This is a genomic window from Allokutzneria albata, assembly GCF_900103775.1.
Lineage (GTDB): Bacteria > Actinomycetota > Actinomycetes > Mycobacteriales > Pseudonocardiaceae > Allokutzneria > Allokutzneria albata.
This window is the reverse complement of sequence record NZ_LT629701.1, coordinates 1,441,062-1,463,498: the sequence shown is the minus strand read 5'-3', so window position 1 is coordinate 1,463,498 and position 22,437 is coordinate 1,441,062. Positions and strand designations below refer to the sequence as shown.

Below are 22,437 nucleotides of genomic sequence, written 5' to 3'. Positions count from 1 at the left end.
TCAGTTCATCTCAAGCTGTTCGTCGAGCAGGGCGAAGATCTCCTCGGCGCTCTCGGTCGTGACCGCGGGCGCCCATTCGCGGGCGAGGTCGCGCAGCCGCCGCGCCAGGTCCGCGCGCTCCGACTCGCCGAGGCCACCGGCGACCGAACGCAGGTGCGCCACGGTCGTCTCCACCGCGTCGGCGGGTTCGGCCACCAGCTCCGAGCGCAGGTGCGCGGCCAGGACCTCGGGCGTCGGGTAGTCGAAGACCAGCGTCGCGGGCAAACGCAGCCCGGTCGCGGCGCCGATCCGGTTGCGCAGCTCGACCGCGGTGAGCGAGTCGAACCCGAGTTCCTTGAACGGCCGGTCCGGCTCGACCGCCGTGGCCGAGTGGCCGAGCACGGAAGCGACGTGCGAGCGGACCAGCTCCAGCAGTTCCTGCTCGGTCACTCCGGACAGGTCCAGGGCCTTCTGGGGCTCCTGGCGCGTCGTTCGCACCAGTGCTCGCAGGACCGGCGGCAGTTCGTCGTTGGCCGCGATCGCGCGCAGCACGGACGTGTTCAGGCGCGCCGGGATCAGCGTCGCACTGTCCACAGCGGAAGAGGCGTCGAACAGTGCGAGCCCCTCGGCGTCGCTCAGCGGGAGCAAGCCCGCCGCGGACAGCCTCTCCTGGACTCCTCCGGCAAGGCCGCCCTCGGCCTCCCATGAACCCCAGGCGAGCGACCGCCCCGGCAGCCCGTGAGCGCGCCGCTTCGCGGCGAGAGCGTCGAGGAACGCGTTGGCGGCGGCGTATCCCGGCTGCCCCGCGCCACCGAGCACGCCCGACAACGACGAGTACAGGACGAAGTCGGTCAGGTCTCCGGTCAGCTCGTGCAGGTTCACCGCAGCGTCCACTTTGGACCGCAGAACGCGGTCGATCCGCTCCGGGGTCTGTTCGGTGATCACGCCGTCGTCCAGCACACCCGCCGCGTGGATCACCGCGGTCACCGGGTGCTCGGCGAGGACCTGGGCGAGCGCGTCGCGGTCGGCGGCATCGCACGCGACGATCGCGACCTCCGCGTCGAGCCCGGCCAGCTCCTCCGCTCCCGGCGTAGACGCTCCGCGCCTTCCCAGCAGTACCAGTCGTTTCGTGCCGCGCTCGGCGACGAGGTGCTTGGCCAGACGGGAACCGAGAGCGCCGAGACCGCCGGTGATCAGCACCGATTCCAGGGGTTCCGGGCTCGTCGTGGGCGGGGGCACCGGGACCAGGCGGGCGACGTGAAGGCTGCCGTCGCGCGCCCACACCTGGGGCTCACCGTCTGGAAGCGCCACAGGACCGCAATCGCTGTCCAGCAGGACGAATCGACCCGGGTGCTCCGACTGCGCCGAGCGCACGAACCCCCACACCGCCGCGCCGACGGGATCGGGGTCGTCGCCCAGCGCACCTGAAGTCATGATCACTAGGCGTTCGGGGCGGTCCTCGGTGAGCCAGGACTGCACCCGCTCCAGCACTTCGCCGAGCACGACCCGAAGATCGCGTGAGGTGTCGATCGCCGCGAACTCCAGCTCGCTCGCCGAACCCACGTCGGCGACCTGCCAGTCGAGGCGGAACAGGGCGTCGCCCACCGGCGACATCGGCCGCGTCACCAACGAGGCGACCGAAGCGACGGGTGCTCCGGCGGAGTCGGTGACCAGCAGAGCGATCTCGTCCTCACCACGCCTGATGATCCGCACCCGGAGCATGTCACCGGTAGCCCTGTGCAATGAGACCCCCTGCCACGCAAAGGGAAGGCGTGGCCTGGTGTCCGATGACCCGCCAACGACCAGCAGGGCGTGCAGGGTCGCGTCGAACACGGCGGGGTGCAGCGTGAAGCCCGACGCCAACGACTCGACCTCGGCGAAGACGTCCTCTCCACGCGTCCACGCGCCGCGCAGCCCTCGGAACGCCGGACCGTACTGGTATCCGAGGTCAGCGAGCTTCTCGTAGGCGCCGTCGACATCGACGGGCTCAGCGCCCTGCGGCGGCCAGGCTCCGCGGAGATCGGTCCAATCAGCTTCGACCGCGGCACCGAGCGTGCCGGTCGCGTGCCGCACCCAGGGCTCATCGGTCTCGGCAGGACGCGAGTACAGCTCCACGCGACGGTCACTGATGAGCGCCTGTACCGCGACATCGCCGTCCAGAACCAGCGGCGCGTGCAGGGTCAACTCCTCGACCGCGCCCAGTCCGCAGTGGGCAGCCAGCTCGACCCATGCGGTTCCGGGCACGAGCACGTTCCCGGCGACGGCGTGGTCGGCCAGCCAAGGGTGGGTCGCGAGCGACAAGCGTCCGAGCAGCAGCATGTCGCCGTTGTCCGCACGGTCCACGGTGGCACCGAGCACGGGATGTCCTGATGGAGCCAGGCCCACCGCGCGGACGTCTCCAGGCGCGGCGTCGAGCCAGAAACGTTTGCGCTGGAACGGATAGGTCGGCAACGCGACACGCTGGGCACCGCTGCCGGAGAACGCCGAGGCCCAGTCCACGTGCAGACCGCGCACGTACAGCTCAGCGAGCGAATGCAGGAATCGCGCGAGCCCGCCGTTCTCCCGGCGCAGGGTGCCCGTGACGAGCGTCGCGTCCATTTCGTCGATGCCGTAGGTCAGGACCGGGTGCGCGCTGCACTCGACGAACGTGTCGTGGCCGTCAGCCACCAGAGCTTCCACCGCGCCCACGAAATCGACCGGGGAGCGCAGGTTCGCCCACCAGTAGTCCTCGGTGAGTTCAGCTCCGTCCACCGCGTGCGCCCGCGCGGTCGAGTAGAACGGGACGCTGAGCTCGGCGGGCTTGACCACGCCGATGGCCGCACGCATCTCCGCTTCGACCGACTCCACCTGCGGCGAGTGCGCCGCGTAGCCGATGTCGATCCGCCGGGTCCGCGTTCCGTTTACCTCGCACGCCGCCTCCAGCTCGGCCAGCACGTCGAGGTCGCCGGACACCGCGGTGGACGACGGGCCGTTGAGTGCGGAGACGGAAAGCTTGTCACCCCAAGCAGAAATCAGCTCCGCGACCTCAGCGGCGGGCCGCGCGACCGCCAGCATTCCGCCCTGCCCGGTGAGATGCTGTTGGATGAGACGACTGCGCAGCGCCACCATGCGCACCGCGTCGGTCAAGGACAGCGCGCCCGCGACGTGCGCGGCGGCGATCTCGCCCTGGCTGTGCCCGACAACGGCCGTCGGCTCGACACCGTGCGCCCGCCAGACCTCGGCCAGCGCGACCATCATCGTGAACAGCACCGGCTGCACGACTTCGTCCTCGTCAAGGCTCCGCCCGCCGCGCAGCACATCGGCGACCGACCAGCCCAGGTGCGGCAGGAAAGCCTCCTCGCACTCCGCGACCTTGGCGGCGAAGACCGGCGAGTCCGCCAGCAGGCCCGCGCCCATCCCTGCCCACTGGTGCCCTTGGCCAGGGAAGACGAACACCGCGCCCGGCTTACGGGGAGTCGCGGTTCCTTGAACGAGGTTGGGTGCGGTGTCGCCGTTGGCGAGTGCGGCGAGGCCGTCATTCAGGTCACCGCCCACAACCACGGCGCGGTGCCGCAACGCCGATCGCCCGGTCGCTAGCGAGAAACCGACATCGATTGCATTGTCCATAGTGGACATCAGTGCGGCGGCGCTCGCGCGGAGGGCGTCCGAGGACTTCGCGGACAGGACCAGGGGCACGGTTGCCGGAGCGCTTCCGGTGTCTGCTGTGGACGGCGGCGCCTGCTCGATCACGACGTGGGCGTTGGTGCCGCTCAGGCTGAACGAGGAGATGGCCGCGCGGCGCGGCTCACCGGTCTCCGGCCACGGAACCGCCTCGGTGAGCAGTCGCATCGTCCCCGACGACCAGTCGATGTGCGGACTCGGCGCGTCCACCCCGATGGTCGGCGGCGCGATCCCGGCGCGCAGCGCGAGCACCATCTTGATCACGCCGGCCAGGCCCGCGGCGGACTGCGTGTGGCCGATGTTGGACTTCACCGAGCCCAGCAACAGGGGTTGCCCGTCGCGACGCCGCGCCCCGTAGGTCGCCAGCAGCGCCTGACCTTCGATCGGATCGCCGAGCGTGGTCCCGGTTCCGTGCGCCTCGACGACGTCGACCTGGTCCGGGGTGAGCCGCGCCACGGCCAACGCGCTCCGGATCACCAGCTCCTGCGCGGTGCCGTTCGGCGCGGTCAGCCCGTTGGACGCGCCATCGGAGTTCACCGCGGAGCCCCGGACCAGTGCCAGCACTTCGCGTCCGTCCTTCACCGCGTCGGACAGGCGCTGCACCAACACCATGGCGACGCCCTCGGAGAACGACGTCCCATCGGCGGCAGCGGCGAACGGCTTGCAGTGCCCGTCCGCGGCGAGCCCGCCCTGGCGCCCGAACTCCTCCAGCAGCGCGGGCGTCGACATCACCGAGACACCGCCGACCAACGCCATCGAGCACTCCCGGCGACGCAGCGCCCGGCAGGCGTCGTGCAGCGCGACGAGGGTGGACGAGCACGCGGTGTCCACGGTGACGGCGGGACCGTGGAGCCCGAGCGCGTAGGCGATGCGGCCGGAGGCGATGCTGCCGCCGTTGCCGTTGAGGAAGAACCCCTCGAAGCCGGAGTGGGCGAGGCGGTTGGCGTAGTCGCCCGCCATCATTCCGATGTAGACACCCGTGTCGCTGCCGCGCAGGTCGGCGGCGGCGACCCCGGCGCGCTCCAACACCTCCCACGAGGTCTCCAGCAGCAGGCGGTGCTGCGGGTCCATCGCGGCGGCCTCGCGCGGGGAGATCTCGAAGAAGTCGGCGTCGAAGTCCGCGGCGTCGTGCAGGAACCCCCCGCGCAACGACCGGCTCTCCGGTGACCAGCCGCGGTCGGCGGGGCCCTCGGTGATACCGCTGCCGCCGCGCAGCACCAGGTCCCACAGGTCCTCCGGCGAGCGCACCCCGCCGGGGAAGCGGCAGGCCATGCCCACGACGGCGACCGGCTCGTCGTTCTCGACGGCTTCCAGTCGCCTGCGCGTGTCCAGCAGCTCGCCGGTCACGCGCTTGAGATAGCCGCGCAGCTTCTCCTCAGCGCTCACCCCGAACGTCCTTCTCTCTCCTGGAAACCCGTCCGCCATGATTGGCCCGGCCACGGGCGGCGGACCAGGCAGAACCGCTGGCGGAAAGCCGATTCCGCCGCCGGTTCTGCCTGGTGGGAAGGGTGCGCGCACGGCGATGCTGCGCGCTGGAGGAGACCTGCCGCTGGAGGTAGACCCGTGGTTTTCCACCCCACCCGTGGTGACCTGCCCGCCCGCTTCGGACCGGGCGTGCCCGCCGCCCCGCCCATCGGGCCCGCGACCCTGGACGCCGACGTCTACCGCGACCCGGCGCGCTACGAGCTGGAACGCGAGCGCGTGCTCAACCGCAGCTGGCAACTGATCTGCCGCTCCGACCAGATCGCCGACCCGGGCGACCACCACGTCTGGGAGGGCCACGGCGAGAGCGTCGTGATCACCCGCCGCGAGGACGGCACCCTCGCCGGTTTCCACAACGTGTGCCAGCACCGCGGCGCGCGGATCGTGCGCGAGAGCGGCACCGGCGCGCGGCGGTTCACCTGCCGCTGGCACAACTGGTCCTACGACGTGGAGGGCAACGTCCGCGGCGTGCCGGACCGCCCCGACTTCGGCAAGGACCTGCTCACCGGGCTGTGCGCACCCGGGCTGGACCTGGCCGAGTGGGGCGGCTGGGTGTGGGCGGTGCTCGCGGGCCCCGGGGTGGCCGGGTCGCTGGAGGACTGGCTCGGCAAAGAGATCGCCGGCGACCTCGGCGCCTTCAGGATGCAGGACATGCGCCTGGCCGAGAAGGTCGAGTGGGTCGTCGACGTCAACTGGAAGGTCTGCGTCGACGCGTTCAGCGAGTACTACCACGCCCAGGCGCTGCACGAGGTCCCGTCCACCGATGTCAAGGACGCGCGGCACTCCACCATCGACGTGTTCGGCCGCAACGGGATGATGGTCGTGCCCGTGATGGGCGTGCTGGAGGAGCTGCGCGAGACCCTGGACCACAACGCGCTCGCCACCTGCAACTACGTGCTCTTCCCGACCACCGTGGTGAACAGCACCCACCTGCACACCCAGGTCTTCCGCGCGGTTCCGCTGGCCGTGGACAAGACCCGCTTCGAGGCGTGGGAGCTGCAGTACGTCACCGACGACGAGGAGTACCTGGACTACGTCGAGATGTCCTGGGAGCTCTACAAGAGCATCGTCGCCCAGGACGTCGAGGAGTGGACCGACGTCGCCGCCGTCGCCCGGTCCTCGGCCTACCGGCGCAGCATCCTCAGCGAGCGCGAATGCCTGATCACGCACTTCCACCGGGTCTGCGAGGACATGATCTCCGGTGGCGACGGCCTCGGCCTGCGACCGTGACCGACACCCAGACAGGAAGAACCGCGATGACCACGTCCACCTCACCGTCCGGTGTCAGCCCGGCGCCCGTCACCGGGCACCGGCTGCCGTCGCTGACCGGGGTCCGGTTCTACGCCGCGCTCGCGGTCGCCCTGGTGCACCTGGTGTCCACCCAGGTGATCTTCGCCGACCCCACCCTGCAGATCGCCTTCGGCGCGACGATCCCGCTGGCCACCTCGGCGGTGTCGATCTTCTTCGTGCTCAGCGGCTTCGTGCTCACCTGGTCGGCGCGGTCGGCCTCCGGTGACACAGCGAGGAGCTTCTGGCGCAGGCGGCTGGTCAAGATCTTCCCGAACCACGTGGTGATGTGGGCACTGGCCATGCTGTTCCTGGTGACCTACGGCGCGCAGGCGCAGATGGTCGGCACCACACCCGGCCCGATCCGGTGGGACGCCGGCATCGCCAACCTGTTCCTGGTGCACGCCTGGGTCCCCGACCCCGCCTACATCTCCTCGGCGAACTCCCCCGCCTGGTCGCTGGCCAACGAGCTCTTCTTCTACATGCTCTTCCCCGCGCTCTACCTCGTGGTCAAGCGCATTCCCAGCGCCCGCCTGAAGTTCTTCGCGCTGGGCGCCGTGCTCGTCAGCATCGCCGTCCCCTGCGTCGCCCTGCTGTTCCGCGGCGCGCACCTCGCGCCCGAGATGCCGATCCCGGTGTGGCAGCTGTGGTTCGGCTACCTGTTCCCCGTGAGCAGGCTCGCCGAGTTCGTGCTCGGCCTGCTCCTGGCCCGCATCGTCGCCGAGGGCCTGTGGCGCCCGCAGCGCATCGGTCTCGCCGTGCTGGCGCTGTTCGGCTCCCTCGTGGTGTCCCTGACACTGCCGCCGATCTTCTTCTTCGGCCCGTTCTACGCCGCCCCCGCCGGACTGCTCGTGGCCACGCTCGCCTCCCGCGACCTCCAGGACAAGCCGACGCACCTGCGCAGCCGGGTCATGACCTACCTCGGCGACCGCTCCTTCGCGCTGTACATGAGCCACTTCGTGGTGATCGCCTTCGCCCGGCAGCTGCTGCTCCCCGCGGGCGGCCAGGACACCGGCCAGGCCCTGATGTGGTTGTTCTTCGTGGTGCTGCCGCTCGTGCTGCTCGTGCCCGTCGCGCTCTACGCACTCGTGGAGCGCCCGCTGTACAAGCGATTCGCCCGGCCGTCCCGATAGGCAGTTTCCCCGGCAGTTTCAAGGGGTTCTCCGGGTGCTTCCCGGTCACTGGCACGTGGGCTGGGGTTCCTGGGCGGGCCGGTACAAGTGGGGGTGGCTAGTTCCAGCGGAGGGTCGCTGGTTCCGGCGTGGGGTCGGCTTTACCTGGGGCCCCTTGCGCGTGCCCCTGGGCCTCACGGGGGCACGGGATGAAACTCCGGCCCTCGCCGACGAGCGTATGGCACGCGCACCCCAGGTAAAGCCTCGGCTGGGTTCCCGGCTTCCGTTTGCTGGGACTTGCGTTTGGGCTGGAACCGTTGGGAGATAAGGGAAAGTTCACTCCGTAGAGCCATGATCAACTATTTGCAGACGCTAAAATAGGAGTATGGCCCCTGCCGATATCGAAGACGACGTCGTGGCCGCCTACGCCGCCATCGGGCGTGCGGTGGCGGACTTCGCCTCGACCCTGATGAAGCTCTACAACGACCTCGATCCCGAAGTGCAGCAGTACGCGGGGGATGTTCTGATGCCGCTGCTGCGTGTCTCCCAGGTCAAGGGCAACAAGCTGATCGATCGGGCCATGTCGCTGGTGGAGCACCCGGTGGTGTTGGAAGCCTTGTCGGACGGCCGGATCGACGAGGGCAAGGCGTTGATGATCATTGATCAGGTCAGTGTCCTCGACGCCGCCAACCAAGCGATCGCCGAACCCGTGCTGATCGCGCATGCCGCATCGCACAACTACACCGCCTCTCAACGCTATGCCCGGCGTTACATCCTCAAGCTCGACGCCGAGGCGGCGTTGCGGCGTCATGAGGAGAAACGGAAGCAGCGGTTGGTGGAGAAGTTCAACCTCGACGACGGCATGTGCTCCCTCCGCGTGGTCCTGCCCGCCCTGAAGGCGGCCCTCGCCTTCGACCGCATCGACCGCATCGCCCGGGCACTACCGAAGGATGACCGAACGCTGGACCAGAAGCGGTCGGATGTCGCGGCGGATTTGTTGATGGGCAAGGAAACACCCGCCCCGCAGGGTGAGGTGTGCGTCAACCTGACCATGCCGATCACGAACATCCTGGGCTTGACCACGGACCCGGTGATGCTGGCCGGGTACGGCCCGCTGCCCGCAGAGATCGTGGCGGATGTGGCGGCGAACGGGATCTGGAAGCGGATCCTCACCGACCCCGCCACCGGGATGGCCGAACACATCACCACCTACCGGCCCACACCCGCCCAGCGAGAACTCATCAACGCCCGGTATCCGACGTGCACGATGGTCGGCTGTAACCAGCCCGCGCACCGCTGCGACCTGGATCATTGTTGTCCCTTCGATGGCAGCAACACCACGGTCGCGAATCTGCGGCCCAAGTGCAGGCACCACCACCGGATGAAGACCCACTCCAGCTGGTCCTGCGAGAACCGGGCGGACGGGACGCATGCGTGGACCACACCGAGCGGCAAGGTCATCGAGACCGAACTCGAACCCATCGCCGACCCCGCGCCCTTCTAGCTCGTGCCGAGGTGCCCGTGATGTCGAAGTGGAAACGTCTGCAACACCCGGAAGTGGTCGGGGCCGGTCTCCGTCAAGGCGATCTCGTCGATGACCACCGGTAGGTCCATCCGCGTGCCACGCAGTGCACGGTATGCGGCGGGGCCGCTCTTCGAGGTGCGGGGATGGACGAGCGTCACATGGGGCGGGTATCCGCTGCCGCGGAACGGCGGGCGCAGCAGCCCGAGGCGAAGCCCGGCCCAGCCCCGCTGAGAATCATCGACGGCGACGAAGACTCCTCCGCGGCCCTCATCGTCAGCGACCACCGACGTGAGCCGGATCGCCATTGGCGCCGTTTCCTGGGCCAGCGCGGTCGTTCTCCGGACCAACAGGTCGACGTCTGGGACTTCCTCCGGGTAGGCGACTGTCACGTGCGGAGGGACCAAGGCGGCCATCACCGGATCCCACCGCAGCCGCAACGCCTGCACCTCGGGACAAGCCAACAGCCCCGCGAGGTGAATCCGCACTTTCGGCGGTGCACCAAGCAAATCGGCGACCATCGAGGGCAGACGGTCGTCGACGAAGCTCAGGGCGTCCACCTGGGCCTGTGAGAACCAGCCGATGCTGTCGTGTTCGGACGACGCGGCGTTCCGCACTTCGCCGACCCACGTGTCGACCCGCCACACGGTCAGCTCGAACGCGTCCGTGACCACGCGGCGGACAGGCGATCCGGTCGGTGGCTCGATCTCGACGCCGAGTTCTTCCCGGAGTTCCCTTACCAAGGCCGCGGCTGCGCTCTCCTCGGCTTCGACGTGACCGCCGGGGACATCCCACGCGTCCGGAAACCAAGCGCGGGAAGGTGATCGGTGGCAGAGGAGAGCCCGGTCCTCGCGGACCAGGAGCGCTGCCACCAGGCGCCGTCTCACCACTGCGACGTCATGAACCGGCCAGGGCCAGCCGGTTCACCGCGGCCACCACGGCGCCCGCGCCGTCCTCGGTGGCGATGCGCCGACCCAATTCCCGTGCACGATCGGCGAAAGCGGGCGCGGAGGCGATGGCATCGGCGAGGCGTCGCGCGGTGAGCTTCTTGTACGGCACGGGGGTGGGACCGGCGCCGAGCCCGGCGACGCGGCCCGCCCAGAACGGTTGGTCGCCGAGGATCGGTACGCCCACGGTCGGTACTCCGGCGCGCAACCCCGCCGCCGTGGTCCCGGCACCGCTATGGTGCACCACTGCAGAGACCTGCGGGAACAGCCACTCGTGCGGCGCCTCGCCGATCGTGATGGTGTTCGACGAGGACGTCGTGAGATCGGCCCAGCCGGCCTGGATCACGCCACGCACTCCGGCCAGGCGCAGCGCCTCGTCGACCAGCCCGGCGATGCGCGGCGCGTCGGCGATCTTCCGGCTGCCGAAGCCGACGAACACCGGCGGCGGCCCGTCTGCGAGGAAGTCCAGCAGCTCCTGCGGTGGCGTCCACTCCGGGCGCGGCGCGGGCCAGAAGTAGCCGCACACCTCCAGTCCCGGTCGCCAGTCGGCGGGCCGGGGCAGCACGCTCGGGCTGTAACCGTGCAGCACCGGCCAGGCCGCGTGCTGCTCGGCGAGCTGCGCCCGGGTGCGGGTGGGCAGCCCGAGGCGGGAGCGGAGCTCCATGGTGGTGCGGCTCATCAGCCTGCCCATCACGCCCATGACCGCGCGGGCGGCGGCGCGGTTGCCCCATCCGCCCAGCGATCCGCCGACGCCGAGGAACGACGGCGGGTGCTCGGTCGTGGGGAACAGCGGTTGCAGGAACACCCCGATGCTCGGGATGCCGAGGCTCTCCGCGACGTGCACGCCCGGCTGCGCGGCCATGGACAGCAGCAGCACGTCGGTGCCCTGCTTCGCGGCGGCCAGGATCGCCTCGCCCAGCTCCAGTCCCTTGCTCGCGGCACCCCGCGCGGCCTGGGAGGAGTTCTCCGCCTGGGTCCACTCGCCCCGCGCGGCGGGATCGCCGGGGATGTCGCGGAACTCCGCCCCGCAGGAGCGGATCAGCTCGGCGAAGCGCGGGTACGCCGCGATCGCCACCTCGTGCCCGGCCTCGACGAGCCGAGGCACCAAGCCGGTGTAGGGGGCGACGTCGCCCATCGTCCCCACGGCGACAATCAGCACTCTCACGCGTCGAACTCCTGGTGTTGGGCGGTCAGTTTCTCCAGCGTCACAACGACTTCAGCCGGGCTCGGATCGTTGGTCATCTCGCGGCGCAGCCGGTCGGCGCCCTCGGCGAAGCCCGGCTCCCCCAGCAGGCGGAGCAGGCCCTCGCGCAACGCGGCCGGGGTCAGCTCCTGTTGCGGGACCGCGATCCCCGCGCCGATCTCGGCCGTGCGGCGCGCACGGTAGGCGTTGTCCCACACCGAGGGGAAGATCATCTGGGGTACGCCGGAGGCCACGGCGGTGGACCACGTCCCAGCTCCTCCGTGGTGGGCGATGGCCGAGCAGGTCGGCAGGAGCGCGTGCAGCGGAACGAAGTCCACGGCGCGGACGTTGTCCGGCAACGCCGCGACCTCGGCCCGCTGCGCGGCGTTCAGCGTGGCGACGATCTCCACGTCGAGGTCGCCGATCGCGTCGAACAGCCCGCCGAGGTTGCCGACGAGGTAGTTCGCCCCGCCGCGCGCCGTCAGGCCCACGGTCAAGCACACGCGAGGCCGCGTCGGCGGTCGGCGGAGCCAGTCCGGGACCACGGCGGTGCCGTTGTAGGGCACATACCGCATCGGAACGGTCAGTTCCTCGGACGGCAGGCGGATGCTCGCGGGCATCATGTCGATGGTCCACTGGCCGCGCACGGCGGTCTCGTCGAAGAACAGCCCGTGGCGGTCGAGCACCCCGCCGAGCCAGTCGGCCAGCGCGTCGGAGCCACCCCGCGCGGCCAGCATCCGCAGGTACGCCACGCGCTGGTTGAGGAACAGGTCCGCGCCCCACAGCAGACGCGCGTGCGCGGCCCCGACTGCCTTGGCCGCCACCGCACCGGCGAGCGTGAACGGTTCCCAGATCACCAGGTCCGGCCGCCAGTCCCGCGCGAAGTCCACCAGGTCGTCGATCATCGACTCGGTGTTGGCGCGGGCGAAGAACATCGACGGCAGCCGGTCGTTGAGCGCTTCCAGGAACGGCCACGAGCCGACCTCCGGCCGCGCCGGGTCCAGGTCGACGGCGTTCCACGGGGTCTCGCCGGGCTGGGCGGCGCTGGCGGCCATGGCCTCCAGCAGCCGGTGGTCCTCGCCGACCGGGACCGCGGTCAGCCCGGCCGAGGTGACGGTGCCGGTCAGCGCGGGCTGGCTGGCCACGCGGACCTCGTGCCCGGCCGCGCGCAGCGCCCAGGCCAGCGGCACCGACCCCAGGTAGTGGGCGTCGAGCGCGAACGAGGTGAACAGGACTCGCACGGTCAGGCTCCGATCTCGCTGTCGATCAACGCGAACATCTCCTCGTCGCTGGCGTCGGCCACGGCCTGCCTGCCGTCACCGCCGTCGCCGGAGTGCCTGGCCAGCAACGCGCGCACGCGGGCGATCAGCGCCGCGCGCCCGGAGTCGCCGTCGTCCAGTGAGCCGAGCACGTCGTCCAGGCGGTCGAGATCGGCAAGCGACGCCTCCGCCGCTCCCGGCGCGGAACCCACCAACCGGTCCAGCAGGAACGCCGACAGATCCGCGGGCGTCGGCCGCTCGAAGACGAGCGTGGCGGGCAGCCGCAGCCCGGTCGCCGCCGCGAGACGGTTGCGCAGCTCGACTGCCGTCAACGAGTCGAACCCGAGGTCCTTGAAAGGTTTCTCGGGATCGATCGCCGCGCCGGACTCATGCCCGAGCACCGCCGCGACGTGGGTGTGCACGAGGTCGGTCAGCACCTGTTCCCGCTTGGCAACGGGCAAGCCGGACAGGTCCTGAGCCATGTCCGCGACGAGCGCGCGCCTGCGCACGAGGCCGCGCAGCAACGGCGAAGACGCCACGCCGAGGTCCAGTCGCGCCGGGACGAGCACGGCCTCGTCATGGGCGAGGGAGGCGTCCAGCAGCGCCAAGCCCTGCTCCGGCGACAGCGGCAGCACTCCGCCCCTGGCCATCAGTCGCCGCGAGTCATCGCTGCCGAGATCCCCGGCCATGTCGCTGGCCTGGGCCCACATGCCCCACGCGAGCGAGACCGCCGGCAGACCGGCCGTGCGCCTGCGGGTGGCCAAGGCGTCCAGCGCCGCGTTGGCCGCGGCGTAGTTGCACTGTCCCGGACCACCGAACACACCGGCCGCCGACGAGAACAGCACGAACGCGGCGAGGTCCTGGTCCCTGGTCAGCTCGTCCAAGTGCAGCGCGGCGTCCACTTTGGACCGGAACACGGTGTCCAGGCGCTCGGGCGTCAGCGACTCGACAACTCCGTCATCGAGCACACCAGCCGCGTGGACGACCCCAGTGAGCTTGACTCCGCTCAACAGAGCCGAAAGCCCATCCCGGTCCGCCACGTCACACGCGGCGAACGTCACCGCGTCGCCCAGTTCGGCAGCCAGCTCCGCGGCTCCTGGAGCATCGGCACCGCGCCGAGAGACGACCAGGACACGTCGCACGCCGTGCTCGGTCACCAGGTGACGCGTCACCAGTCGCCCGAGCCCCCCGCTGCCGCCGGTGACCAGAACCGTTCCCTCGGGATCGAATTCCGGCAGCCGCGCGGCCGCACCGGCTCGGGCCAGCCGCAGCGCGAACAGCTTCCCGTCACGCACCGCGACCTGCGGTTCCCCGGTGGCGACGGCCGCACCCACCAGCGTCGAGTCGCCGTCGGGCAGATCAACCAGGACGAAGCGGTCCGGGTGCTCGGTCTGGGCAGACCGCAGCAGGCCCCACACCGCCGCAAGCGCGGGATCGTCCTCTGCCCCTCGAGTGAGCACAGCGAGCCGTGATTCGGCATACCGCGCGTCCGCGAGCCACCGCTGCACCAAGTCGAGCGCAGAGACCACTGTAGACACTTCGACCGCAACGACCGGCGACGTCTCATCGGGCAGATCCCTGCCGACGACGACCTCCGAGCTGCGCGCGGGAGTCGCCACGGGTACCCAGTTCAGGCGAAACAGCGAATCCGTAGTCCGCAACCCGCTCAACAGGTCCTCGCTCAGCGGCCGCGCGACAACCGAGGCGACCGACGCGACCAGCGCTCCGCTCGCGCTGTACAGATCGACCGAGAGAGATTCCGGCCCGCTGGGAGCAATCCGGACGCGCACGGCATCGCCGGCGGGCGCGTGCAGCGCGACACCGCTCCACGAGAAGGGCAGCTTCGGCGTCGACGGGCCGTCTTCACCCACCACAGCGGCGTGCAAAGCGGCATCGAACAGGGCGGGGTGCAGGCCGTAGCTGCCCGTCGCCTCACCCTGCGGCAGAACAGCCTCGGCGAAGACCTCCTCGCCACGCCGCCACACCGCGCGCAAGCCCTGGAACACTGGACCGTACTGGAAGCCCTTTTCAGCCAAGGACTCGTAGAGCCGTGCGATGTCCACTTCGGACGCTTCACGCGGCGGCCACTCGTCCAGCTGCTCAGCGCGCTCAGCTCCGATGACCAGGGTGCCGCCGGCATGTAGGACCCACTCCGAGTCCTCAGGTAGGCCGTCCGGCAGCGAGTACACGCTGACCTGCTGGTCGGCTCCCACCAGGACGCGGACCCGAACGCCTCCTTCGGCGGGGAGGACGAGCGGCGCGTGCAGCGTCAGCTCGTCGAGCACATCCGCGCCGGCGAACGCGCCTGCCTGCACAGCGAGCTCGACGAAGGCAGTACCGGGCAGGAGCGCTGCACCGTGGACGGCGTGATCGGCCAGCCACGGATGCGTGTCGAGGGACAGCCTGGACGTGAACAGGAAACCACCCGTCCCCGGCAACGCCACCGCCGCTCCGAGCAATGGGTGCTCAACGGACGTCATCCCCAGTCCTGCCGCGTCAAGGCGGGTCGACACAGGATTGTCGAGCCAGTAGTGCCGACGCTGGAACGGATACGTCGGAAGGTCGACGCGCCGTCCACCGCCGAGCAGGGCACGCCAGTCCACGTGGACACCGTGCACGTGCGCTTCGGCCAGCGAGCGGACGAACCTGTCCATGCCGCCTTCATCTCGGCGCAACGTTCCGACCGCGGCAGTGTCCAACGCCGGGATCAGCACCGGATGTGGACTGCACTCGATGAACACGTGCCCGTCCAAGGCGTTGACCGCGTCGTTGAACCGCACCGTCTGACGCAGGTTCTCGTACCAGTACTCCGCGTTCAACGCGCTGCCGGGAAGGTACTCACACGTCACGGTCGAGAAGAACGGGGTGCTCGTCTCCTGAGGCGCGATCGAGGCGAGTGCGTCGAGGAGTTCATCCCGGATCTCCTCCACCTGAGCCGAATGCGACGCGTAATCCACCGGAATCCGCTTCGCCCGATCCCACCGCGCCAACACCCCATCCAAAGCCGCAGGATCACCCGCAACCACCGTCAACGAAGGACCATTCACCGCAGCAATCGACACATCACCGCTGATCTCCGAAACAGGCACCGGAACCGACACCATGCCACCACGACCAGCAAGCGACGACCGAATCGCCTTACTCCGCAACACAACCACCCGAGCCGCATCACGCAAACTCAACGCCCCAGCAACACACGCCGCCGCGATCTCACCCTGCGAATGGCCGATCACAACCGCAGGCTCAACGCCATACGACCGCCACAACGCCGCCAACGACACCATCACCGCGAACAACACCGGCTGCACAACATCGACCCGCTGCAGAGCCTCCGCATCCGACAAGACCTCAAACAAATCCCAATCAGCGAACTCCCGCAAAGCAGCGGCACACTCAGCCATCCGAGAAGCGAAAATCGGCGACTCCAACAGCTCGACAGCCATGCCGACCCACTGCGAACCCTGACCAGGGAACACGAACGCAGCACCGCGGTCAGCAGCCCGGCCGCGCACCACAGCGGGGCTCTCCGAACCATCGGCGAGCGCGGTCAATCCGGCCTGTAGGTCACCGAGAACCACCGCCCGGTGCTCCATCACCGAACGCGTGGTGGCCAACGACCACGCCACATCCGCAGGCTCAGCCTCGATCTCCAGCAGTCGACGCGCCTGAGCTCGCAACGCGACAGCATCCCGCGCCGAGACGGGCCACACGTGCTGGGAGCGCTCGACGACAACGCTCGCAGGCTCTTCGTCGGCGTGCTCAAGGATGACGTGGGCATTGGTCCCGCTCACGCCGAACGACGACACACCAGCACGGCGCCGCGCCGACGACGGCCAAGCGGCCTCCTCGGTCAGCAACGACACGGCGCCCTCGGACCAGTCGACCTCAGGCGTCGGCTCGGTCACGTGCAGAGTCTTGGGCAGCAGGCCGTGACGCATCGCCTGCACCATCTTGATCACGCCACCGACACCCGCGGCAGCCTGCGCATGACCGATGTTCGACTTCAACGACCCCAAGTACACCGGGGTCGCACGATCCTGGCCATAGGTCGCGATCACCGCCTGAGCCTCGATCGGATCACCCAACCTCGTGCCGGTGCCGTGCGCCTCGACAACGTCGATGTCCGAAGTAGACAGACCGGCATCGGTCAACGCGGCCCGGATCACCCGCTGCTGCGAAGGACCATTCGGCGCCGTCAAACCGTTGGACGCGCCATCCTGGTTCACCGCCGAACCGCGAACCACCGCGAGCACGGGGTGTCCGTTGCGGCGCGCGTCGGAAAGGCGCTCCAGCAAAAGCATCCCGACGCCTTCGGAACCCGCCGTCCCGTCGGCTCCCGCCCCGAAAGACTTGCAGCGCCCGTCGGGGGCGAGACCGCGCTGCCTGCTGTACTCGACGAAGAACGACGGAGTGGACATCACCGAGACGCCACCGGCCAATGCGAGGGAGCTCTCGCCACGCCGCAGCGACTGCACCGCGAGGTGGATCGCCACCAGCGACGACGAGCACGCCGTGTCCACGGTCATCGCGGGGCCTTCGAAACCGAACGTGTAGGAGATCCGTCCGGATGCGACGCTGACCGAGCTGCCGTTCGCGAGGTAGCCCTCGTGTTCACCGGCCCCGCCAGGGGTGATCATCTGTCGCAGGCCGTACCCGCCCGCCATGACGCCGGTGAACACACCCGTGCGACTGCCCCGCACCGAGGCCGGGTCGATACCCGCCCGCTCCAGCGCCTCCCACGAGGTCTCCAGCAGCAGGCGCTGCTGCGGGTCCATCGTCACCGCCTCGCGCGGGGAGATCCCGAAGAACTCCGCGTCGAACTCCCCCGCACCGTCGAGGAAGCCGCCCACGCGCACGTAGCTCCGGCCGATGTGCTCCGGATCGTCGTCGAACAGCTCCGCCAGGTCCCAGCCGCGGTCGGTCGGGAACGGCCCGATGGCGTCACGTCCCTGGCTCACGAGCGACCACAGGTCCTCCGGTGAACCGACACCGCCGGGATAGCGGCAGCTCATCGCCACGATCGCAATCGGCTCGTCGGTGGTGGCGCGCACCTCCTCCTGCTCGGCCGGTTCGAACCCGCCCAGCAGGAACTCCACGAGCGCGTTCGGCGTGGGGTGGTCGAAGACGAGCGTCGCGGGCAGCCGCAGCCCGGTCAGCGCGGACAGCCGGTTGCGCAGCTCGACAGCGGTCAGCGAGTCGAAACCGAGCCGCTTGAAATCGCGATCCGCCTGAACCTGGTCGGGCCGGTACCCGAGCACTGCGGCCGTTTCGGCAAGGACCGCGGCCAGCAGCATTCCACGGCGCTGTGCCGCAGGAACAGACGCGAGCCGCCCCTCACTGGCGACGCGGCGCGCACGGGGAACAAGCCCTCGCAACGGAGCAGGCAGGTTCCCCGCTTCAGCACGGGCACGCAGAACCGACCGGTCCAGCCGGACCGCCACCACCGTGGGCTCCCCCAGCGCCACCGCGGCGTCGAAGAGGGCCAGCCCCTGCTCCGTGGTGAGCGGCAGCACGCCGGATCCGGCCATGCGCCTGCGGTCGTTCTCGGACAGCTGCGCGGTGAGTTCGCTGGTCTCGGCCCAGAATCCCCACGCGATCGACGTGGCGGGCAGCCCCCTCGCGTGCCGCTCGGCCGCCAAGGCGTCGAGGAACGCGTTGGCGGCGGCGTAGTTGCCCTGCCCCGGCGTCCCGAACATGCCCGCAGCCGAGGAGAACAGCACGAACGCCTTGAGATCGCTGGTCAGCTCGTGGAGGTGTACCGCCGCGTCCACTTTGGACTGAAAGACCGCGTCGATCCGTTCTGGCGTCAGCGACTCGATCAGACCGTCGTCGAGCGCACCCGCACAGTGCACAACCGCGGTCGCAGGATGAGCTTCCAGCAGCGCGGCGACTGCGTCCCGATCTGCCAGGTCAGCGGCCACCACGGTGACCTCAGTGCCCTCCAGGTCGGCGACCAACGCCTCCGCTCCGGGTGCCGCCGGGCCACGGCGGCTCACCAGGAGGAGGCGACCCACGCCCGCAGCTGCCAGGTGCCGGGCGACCGCGGCGCCGAGGGTTCCGGTTCCACCGGTCACCAGGACCGTGTCCTCCGACCCCCACTCCGGGGCGATGAGGTTGTCCCGCACCGGATCCACGCGCTGCGCGAAGACCTTGCCATCGCGCAGCGCGAGGACCGGCTCGCCCACCGAGCACGCGCGCACCAGCGCGCCGACGTCCAGGGGACCGTCGTGCTCGATGAGCAGAAGCCGCCCGGGGTGCTCGGCCTGGGCCGAGCGGGCCAGTCCCCGGACAGCAGCTCCAGCGGCGTCCGATCCGGTCACGAAGACCAGGCGGGCGGTGGCGAACCGCTCATCGGACAGCCAGGTTTGCATCAGGTGAAGTGCGTCGGCCGTCGCCTTGCGCGCCGACTCCTCGTCAACCCGTACAAAGACCAGATCAACACCGACGACCTTCGACAGGTCGCCGTCGAAGACCATAGCGGAAGGCGATTTGCCATCCACAGGGACAACCTCGGTCCACACAGGACGATACAGGTTGTCTGGCGCCGTGGTGCGCGAGATGTCGACCTGGCGCACGGACAATGAGTCCACCGTGAGCACAGGAAGCCCCTGCGAGTCCGCCACGAGGACGGCGAACGAGTCGTTGCCGAGCGAGGTGATCCGCACGCGCACCGCCGTGGCACCGGTGGCGTGGAGCGTGATCCCGCTCCACAGGAACGGCAGCTTCGGCGCCCCGAGCTCTGCGGTCAATCCAGCCGCGTGCACAGCCGCGTCCAGCACCGCCGGGTGCAGACCGAATCCTGCCGCAGTCAGGTCACTGCCGGGCTCGACATCCACGAAGAGGTCATCCCCTCGCTTCCACGCCGCACGGACCCCTTGGAAGCTCGTGCCGTAGGCAAGTCCCGTCGTCGCGAGGCGACCGTAGAACCCCTCTGTGTCAACGTGATCAGCGTCGCTCGGCGGCCACGGGACGAGGTCGTCGACGACAGGATCTGACGCGGGGACCAGGGTCGCCGTCGCATGCAGAACCCAGTCCCCCACACCACTCCTGGCGTGCACTGTGAGGTCGCGGCGCCCCGTCCCGCCGGGCGCGGTCACCGTCACCTGGACTTGGACTGTTCCCGAGGACGGCAGGACGAGGGGTGCGACCAGCACCAGCTCCTCGACGAGCTGGCACCCTGTCTCGTCACCCGCTCGCAGGGCCCACTCCACGAAAGCCGTGCCCGGCACCAGGATTTCACCCCGCACCACGTGGTCGGCCAGCCAGGGATGCGTGTGCACGGACACCTTCGACGTGAACACGTAACCGGCGGAGGCCGCGAGGGGCACTGCGGCTCCGAGCAATGGGTGGTCAACGGATTCGAGCCCGGCGGAAGCGACGTCGGCCGCGTTTCCACCGTCCAGCCAGTAGCGACGGCGCTGGAAAGGATAGGTCGGCAGGTGCACCCGGCGCCCGCGAACGACTGTCGTCCAGTCAGCCGAAGCACCCAGCACGTGAGCTTCGGCGACAGACGTCAAGAACCGCTCGGTCCCGCCGTCATCGCGGCGGAGCGTCCCGACAACAGGCGCATCCAGGGCCGGAACCAGCACCGGATGCGGGCTGCACTCGATGAACACGTGTCCTTCGAGGGCATTGACAGCGTCGTTGAACCGGACCGTCTGACGCAGGTTCTCGTACCAGTACTCCGCGTTCAACTCGGAACCGTCGACGTAGTCCCCGGTGACCGTGGAGAAGAACGGAATCGACGCCGTACGCGGCTCGATCCGCGCCAGGGCCTCAGCCAACTCCTCGCGGAGCGCTTCCACCTGCGGCGAGTGAGACGCGTAGTCAACGGGAATACGCTTCGCCCGATCCCACCGCGCCAACACCTCATCCAACGCAGTCTGATCGCCAGAGACCACAGTGGACGAAGGACCGTTCACCGCAGCGATGGACACATCACCCGTGATCTCCGAAGCAGGAACCGGAACCGACACCATGCCACCACGTCCGGCGAGTGATGCCCGAATCGCCCTACTGCGCAACACAACTACACGAGCCGCATCACGCAGACTCAACGCCCCAGCAACACACGCCGCCGCGATCTCGCCCTGCGAATGACCCACCACCACGGCGGGCTCGACACCACGAGAGCGCCACAGCGAAGCCAGCGACACCATCACCGCGAACAACGCCGGCTGCACAACATCGACCCGCTCCAACGCCTCCGCATCCGACAGGACCTCGAACAAATCCCAGTCAGCGAACTCCCGCAACGCAGCGGCACACTCAGCCATCCGAGAAGCGAAGACCGGCGACTCCAGCAACTCGACAGCCATGCCGACCCACTGCGAGCCCTGGCCAGGGAACACGAAGACGGCGCCGCTCGCTTCAGCAACACCCTTCACGACGGCGGCCGAGGGCTTGTCCTCGGCCAACGCACGCAGCCCCTCCACACCCATGGCGACGGCCCGGTGCTCCATGGACGACCGGCTGGTCAGTGTCCACGCAGCATCCACTGCGGACAGACCAGCGTCCAGCGCGGTCACCAAACGAGCAGCCTGCTCGCGCAGGGCGGGAAAGCCCCTGGCGGACAGGACAAGCGGGACCGGACCGTCGTGCTGCTCGACGTCCTCCACCGAAGCATCCGGTGCCTGTTCAAGGACAACGTGCGCGTTGGTGCCGCTCACACCGAACGACGACACACCAGCGCGGCGAATCTCCGCGTCCCAGGGAAGCTGTTCGGTCAGCAGCGTGACCGCGCCCGCCGACCAGTCCACCTGCGGTGTCGGCTGCTCCACGTGCAAGGTCTTGGGCAGGATGCCGTGACGCATCGCCTGCACCATCTTGATCACGCCGCCGACCCCCGCCGCGGCCTGGGTGTGCCCGATGTTCGACTTCAGCGAACCCAGGTAGAGCGGGGTCGAGCGGTCCTGGCCGTAGGTCGCGATCAACGCCTGAGCCTCGATCGGATCGCCGAGCCTGGTCCCGGTGCCGTGCGCCTCGACCGCATCGATGTCCGAAGTGGACAGGCCAGCATCGGCCAACGCGGCGCGGATCACGCGCTGCTGCGAAGGACCGTTGGGTGCGGTCAACCCGTTGGAGGCGCCGTCCTGGTTGATCGCCGAGCCACGGATCACCGCGAGCACGGGATGACCGTTGCGCTGGGCGTCGGAAAGGCGCTCCAGCAATACGATGCCCACGCCCTCGGAGCCGTTGGTGCCGTCGGCGTCCGAGCTGAACGACTTGCAGCGGCCGTCCAGGGCCAACGCACCCTGCTTGCTGTACTCGACGAACAGCGCGGGGATCGCCATCACCGACGCTCCCCCGGCCAGGGCGAGCGAGCACTCACCGCGCCGCAGCGACTGGATCGCGAGGTGGATCGCCACCAGCGACGACGAGCACGCCGTGTCCACCGTCAGCGCCGGGCCTTCGAGGCCGAACGTGTAGGAGATCCGGCCCGAGGTGATGCTCCCGGCGCTGCCGTTGCCGATGTGGCCCTCGTACTCGCCCGCGGCGCCGGGAACGCTGATCTCGCGCATGCCGTAGCCGCTGACCATGATCCCGGCGAACACGCCGGTGCGGCTGCCCCGCACCGAGGCCGGGTCGATGCCCGCTCGCTCGAACGCCTCCCACGAGGTCTCCAGCAGCAGCCGCTGCTGCGGGTCCATGGTCGTCGCCTCGCGTGGGGAGATCCCGAAGAACTCCGCGTCGAACTCGGCGGCCTCCTCCAGGAAACCGCCCTCCCGCACGGCACTGCGACCGGGGCGGGCGGGGTCGTCGGAGAACAGGCCGTCGAGGTCCCAACCCCGGTCGGCCGGGAACCCGCCGATGGCGTCGGTCCCGGTGGACACCAGCCGCCACAGGTCCTCGGGTGAGCGAACACCGCCGGGGTAGCGGCAGCTCATCGAGACGACGGCGACCGGCTCAGCGGCCGCGGCGATCTGCCTGCGCAGGCGCTCGGTCTCCTTCACCGACGTCCGCAGCGCGTCGAGCAGACGGCTTTCCTGGTTGCTCATGCTGGAGC

General features: G+C 69.7%; 7 protein-coding genes and 1 pseudogene. 3 read left to right on the top strand and 5 right to left on the bottom strand.

Annotation, left to right across the window (positions count from 1 at the left end):
* Entirely contained in the window at nucleotides 1-5,025 is a 5,025-nt protein-coding gene (locus BLT28_RS06290) for a type I polyketide synthase (protein WP_030433673.1), read from the bottom strand.
* Nucleotides 5,026-5,202: 177 nt separating this feature from the next.
* Between BLT28_RS06290 and BLT28_RS06285 the strand changes: the two genes are divergently transcribed.
* The 3 genes from BLT28_RS06285 (at nucleotide 5,203) to BLT28_RS06275 (ending at nucleotide 9,024) form a co-directional block, all read left to right on the top strand.
* Nucleotides 5,203-6,351 carry an aromatic ring-hydroxylating oxygenase subunit alpha gene (locus BLT28_RS06285; protein WP_030433672.1) on the top strand — a complete coding sequence of 383 codons (1,149 nt, stop codon included), beginning with the start codon at nucleotides 5,203-5,205 and terminating at the stop codon, nucleotides 6,349-6,351.
* A 26-nt stretch (nucleotides 6,352-6,377) separates the two neighbouring features.
* A complete protein-coding gene (locus BLT28_RS06280) occupies nucleotides 6,378-7,541 on the top strand; it encodes an acyltransferase family protein (RefSeq protein WP_052408239.1) in 1,164 nt (387 codons plus the stop codon).
* A gap of 364 nt (nucleotides 7,542-7,905) precedes the next feature.
* Nucleotides 7,906-9,024 carry an HNH endonuclease signature motif containing protein gene (locus tag BLT28_RS06275; RefSeq protein WP_083383672.1) on the top strand — a complete coding sequence of 373 codons (1,119 nt, stop codon included), beginning with the start codon at nucleotides 7,906-7,908 and terminating at the stop codon, nucleotides 9,022-9,024.
* On the opposite strand, the gene BLT28_RS06270 is transcribed toward BLT28_RS06275, so the two are convergent.
* The 4 genes and pseudogenes from BLT28_RS06270 to BLT28_RS06255 form a co-directional block, all read right to left on the bottom strand.
* Entirely contained in the window at nucleotides 9,021-9,914 is an 894-nt protein-coding gene (locus tag BLT28_RS06270) for an NUDIX domain-containing protein (RefSeq protein WP_211256756.1), read from the bottom strand. The two genes, BLT28_RS06275 and BLT28_RS06270, sit on opposite strands and share 4 nt — an antisense overlap.
* Before the next feature lie 25 nt (nucleotides 9,915-9,939).
* Nucleotides 9,940-11,154, bottom strand: a complete 1,215-nt coding sequence (locus BLT28_RS06265) for a glycosyltransferase (RefSeq protein WP_030433918.1) — start codon at nucleotides 11,152-11,154, stop codon at nucleotides 9,940-9,942.
* Entirely contained in the window at nucleotides 11,151-12,413 is a 1,263-nt protein-coding gene (locus BLT28_RS06260) for an activator-dependent family glycosyltransferase (protein WP_030433917.1), read from the bottom strand. Before BLT28_RS06260 ends, BLT28_RS06265 begins: the two co-directional genes overlap by 4 nt.
* A gap of 2 nt (nucleotides 12,414-12,415) precedes the next feature.
* Nucleotides 12,416-22,351: pseudogene (locus tag BLT28_RS06255) on the bottom strand (SDR family NAD(P)-dependent oxidoreductase); the annotation flags it as partial.
* Nucleotides 22,352-22,437: the final 86 nt, after the last annotated feature.

Coding starts and splice junctions, on each gene's coding strand:
- BLT28_RS06280 (WP_052408239.1), top strand. CDS start 6,378: ATGACCACGTCCACCTCACCGTCCGGTGTCAGCCCGGCGCCCGTCACC.
- BLT28_RS06275 (WP_083383672.1), top strand. CDS start 7,906: ATGGCCCCTGCCGATATCGAAGACGACGTCGTGGCCGCCTACGCCGCC.